The organism is Teredinibacter franksiae, from assembly GCF_014218805.1.
Classification (GTDB): domain Bacteria; phylum Pseudomonadota; class Gammaproteobacteria; order Pseudomonadales; family Cellvibrionaceae; genus Teredinibacter; species Teredinibacter franksiae.
This window is the reverse complement of sequence record NZ_JACJUV010000001.1, coordinates 20,883-25,062: the sequence shown is the minus strand read 5'-3', so window position 1 is coordinate 25,062 and position 4,180 is coordinate 20,883. Positions and strand designations below refer to the sequence as shown.

Annotated in this window: 3 protein-coding genes; 1 reads left to right on the top strand and 2 read right to left on the bottom strand. The window is 44.1% G+C overall.

Translation table 11 applies throughout. From position 1 onward, the window contains the following. The first annotated feature begins 168 nt into the window (after window positions 1-168). Window positions 169-498, top strand: coding sequence for a tryptophan synthase subunit beta like protein (locus H5336_RS00080; protein WP_185230316.1), 330 nt, complete (start codon window positions 169-171; stop codon window positions 496-498). On the opposite strand, the gene H5336_RS00075 is transcribed toward H5336_RS00080, so the two are convergent. Both H5336_RS00075 and H5336_RS00070 read right to left on the bottom strand, forming a co-directional pair. After that, window positions 495-2,429 (bottom strand): EAL domain-containing protein, encoded by a 1,935-nt coding sequence (locus H5336_RS00075; protein ID WP_185230315.1) that lies wholly within the window; start codon window positions 2,427-2,429, stop codon window positions 495-497. The genes H5336_RS00080 and H5336_RS00075 overlap by 4 nt on opposite strands. Before the next feature lie 19 nt (window positions 2,430-2,448). Next, the gene (locus tag H5336_RS00070) at window positions 2,449-3,114 is read right to left on the bottom strand and encodes a transglutaminase-like cysteine peptidase (RefSeq protein WP_246438978.1); all 666 of its coding nucleotides are present in this window, start codon (window positions 3,112-3,114) and stop codon (window positions 2,449-2,451) included. Between the last annotated feature and the right edge of the window lie 1,066 nt (window positions 3,115-4,180).

Genomic DNA, 4,180 nt, shown 5'->3' with positions numbered 1-4,180 from the left:
TACGTTATTGAAAACGACTTCAAGGCAGGCCTGTATTTAAGGTAAGAACAGGCGAATAATATTATTATTTAGGGTAAATAAAATTTTTAACCTGTTTTAACGTCGCAACGACCGCGGATGTAGATTGTTCAATAATCTGCAAGTGTCTGTTAAAAGGGAAGGTGTAACATGCCGTACGTGAAGCGAAATAGCGAAGAAGAAGTTATAGCGATAAGCCAGTCACCCGACAAAGAATTTTCGGAGCTACTCGAAAAAGATGACCCCGCAATACTGAAATTTATTGAGTTAGTGGGAGACAGCCAAACTAAAATGGCGGAATCCGATCTGGATTTCATTCGAGTTGTGGAAGATTTAATAGACGTTCTAGTGGCAAAAAACTATATTTTATTTACAGATTTACCCGAAAAAGCGCAAGAAAAAATGCGGGACAGGAGGTCCTTGCGCGGTAAGCTAGCGACACACTTGGATTTGTTTTCGGATGATGAGGGCTTTTTTTAGTCTTCGTTTCCCCCCGGGCTATCAACAAAATGTTTACCGGATCCGCCATCGATACCCAGGTGAACAAGAGCCTCCCACTCATCGATATGGCTCACGCCCATAGCAATGGCTTGTAAGCCAATTGAATGCAGAATACTGCAAAACCCTCTTAGGTACACCTGGTGAGCCGGTGTATCGTTTATATTTTGAATGAAAGTCTGATCAATTTTTACATAGTGCAAGCCTAGGTCATGCACCTTACCAATATGTTTAATTTCTTGCCCTGCATGCGCAATACCTACCTTGCATTTATAGGGCGCAAGCAATTGGCAAAAAGCCCTTAAGCCATCAATGTTTTGACAGACACCATGTTCAGAGAATTGGATACTAAGGTAATGCGAAAGCTGAGAGTTTTGTTGGATAAGTGCTGATATTTTTCCCATCAATGGCGGGTTCGTTAGTGTGCTGGCGGACAAGTGAATCGCTAAGGGAATAGCATTTTTCTTGATATGGTCAATAGCCATTTCAACCACCCTATAATCGAGTTGTGTGCTTAGCCCCAGCCGGGAGACATGAGGCATGAACGCTGATGCTTGAATATAACTTCCCTGTTCATCTAACAGCTGCAATGACGCCTCCCAATGTATTAGGGCCTTTTGCACCGAATAAACAGGTACAAGTTGCATATTAAAGAGGCATTTTGACAGCGCTGTATTGAGGTACTGCCGCCAGTCGTGTTGTTTTACATGGGGGGGCGTAGGCACTTGAGCATCGATAAAAATGCACGAAGGCGTTTCTTTGTAAGCAGCGTTCTGAAGCCCATTGTCTAATCGAGTCAGTATCTTGCTCGTATCTTCATCAGCGTAATAAGCGGTGCTAGATGCCAGCAATTTTGCGTGCCCAAGCCCGCATTCACGGCATACCGTTAATAATTTTTCATAGATCTCCCGGCCAGCACTTTCTGCCGCGTCGTCACAAGCAGGCAGTACAACAAGAAAGTCAGAACCGTTTAAACGACCCGTCAGGCCGTTGCTTGAGTGGCTAGCACAAACCTCTGTTAATGTAATGCCAAAACGAGATAGCAGTAAATCGATTTCCTGCCGGCCTTCCTTTTGGTTTAAAACTAAAAGATCAATAATTCTAACAAGAATAAGTGCACCATGAGCGTATTCATCTTGTTTGTTTAACAAAGAAGTAAGATGCCCAAGCAAAGGTTCTCGATTATAGAGCCCTGTTACCTCATCTCTTTGCGTTTTCTGTATGTGGTTTTCTAGCTTACTCGATTCGTCTTCCAACATATTCTGGACATGTGCGGAAAGTTTATTCAAAGAACGAATAACCGCACGAAACTCTAAAGTGCGAGGTTCTTTAGTGGTTACAAAGCGTTTGTTGCCAATAGCGTTTGCCTGTGAAACAGCTTGCTGAAGGGGTTTTGTCAGCCAACGAAGAGTGACACTGCCCAGTACGCCGAACGTGAGTGTAATCAACGAAAAATAGTAAAATAACTGTTTTACATTAATCCACAGCTGCTTGTAGGCAAATCGCACATGGCTACTTAGCGTTAAAGTTGCAACCTGCTGCCAGCCGTTACTTACATTGGCAATACCGGGCTTAATGTTTATGGGAAATAGGGTGGTTAACCACACAGGTGCCTCCCTGTAGTCTCTATCATCGTATTGCACTGCAATTATTTGCCCTTGCGAATCCACTAGGCTAATAAATTGATAGTGACCCAGATCGAACTGAGAGTTAACAAACAGTTCCATCGTAAGGCTATCTTGTGGGCTTGAGGAAAGAGATAATGCCAAGGTTGTGGCATTATCGATATTTTTAACAGATAGCTGTTCCTCTAAATAGTTTTTGGCTGAAATACAACTAAAGTAAAAGCTCCCAATGAAAGAAGCTATCATGAGCAAAATAAGTGATATCCAAAGCTGTTTATACAAAGACATTGCCGTTATCCAGTTCCAATTATTGTATGCCTTCAAGTTGCATTCGGGTTAGTACTTCACGCCAGCGAGATAGGCGTGTCTGAGGTTTTTTGACTTTGGGCTCCGTACTATTCCCCACCCACAAACCGGCGCTATTAAAACTGAATACAGGTGTTAAATCTGGGCGCTTTGACGCAGGTAGTATTAGGGTGCTGAGGTTGTCGAGAATGAGTGGTTCGGCTTTGGGCTTGGCATAGTAGGCCAATACCATATGTGCCTGCACCCGGCCGGTGTTAAGTTTGGCTTTTACATACACAAGCCGGAGCTTATCAACAGAGATACCAAGTTTTAACAGGCTAACATATTTTGCGATACTAAAATCCTCACAGTCACCCTGTAAAGTCCCCATTGTTTCCAGCGGCGTAGCCCAATAATCTTTCTTTCCCCAAATCGCGATATCACTATTAAAACGTACACGTTGATTGAAGAAATCATTAACCTGCATTAGCTTAGCTGTTTCTTGAGCAGTTTCGTTAACCTCCAGAAGCACGCGCCATTGGCCAACAGTGTGTTTTCCCTTGGTACCGTAACGCTGTTCTGCTAGATCCACCAATTTGTCCCAATAGGGTTCGCCATTGCTTACCAAAGCAACGCAGAGCAGCAATGCAATACAATACCATTGAATAGAGTGGCTTCGACTGATCAAGCAGCAGGAGTACCTTTACATAGGTGACAAACACAATGTCGTATGAGCGGAGGCTTTATAAAAGCATAGTCTTTCAGCGAAGAAATGGGGCAAAAATTATAGGGTTAGGGCGTGGAGCCGACGATAAAGAAGTGCTAGGCGGGAAGCCCGCAATAGTCCGCTTGAGTAAGGTGCTGAGAACACCATATTTGGGGGGAATTGGATATATATGTAGTTTGGCCAAATTGTCGTACCCTATCCTTCAAGACCGCCACAGCACACGTTCTCGGCTTAATCAGAGGGTAAAAGGTGCGCTAGGTGTTACATTGAAAATTAACATTAATTGTGACTGTGCCGGATCCTCCGGTATCTAAAGTACCTCCCGCTTAAACCGGCTACTGGCATGTCCAGACCACTCCGTAGAGCCAAAGCTAACACGCTTAAGTAGGCGTCGCGAAGCGTGGGAAATACTCAGAAACTTCAATGCGGTTCAGTCGAGGTCTGAATCGGTAGGGGATGATATAGAGAGTATAAGGAATAACCGTTTCGCGTGTGTCAAGGATACGCCCGGAATTGCCTATAGCAGGGTTAACGGGGTGTAAGTTAACGGGGTCAAAAATCCGCTGAACGACGAGCTTTTGGCCAAATCGATCAGTTAGTCATCCAAACGCTGATGAGAGGTGGTTGAAATATCTTCGCTTTTTGCGCTGTGGACGACTTCCGGTAAGTTATGAATCGTGGCATGTGTATAGCTTGTTTGCGCCATTTGTACGTGCTAATTTGAGTTCAAAATCGTCGATAAGGAGATCTGAACTGTTGTGGCAAGGCCTGAATATCACACGGAAGATGACAGAGATAGGTTGTTTAGAAATACCCTCATAGATCCCGAAAATGGCATTAGGGATCATGCCATATTGCGACTTCAATATGGCCTCCCCATGCGCCCAATAGAGCTCATACGATAAAAGACCAGCGATTTGTCTGATGATGCAGGCAAGGTATTTTCGAGACGAGATCGAATAATGCGTGGGGCGCTTCTTTTAATGGTTGTAAGCGGACGTTGACTGTCAACGGTAACTCGTAGTAT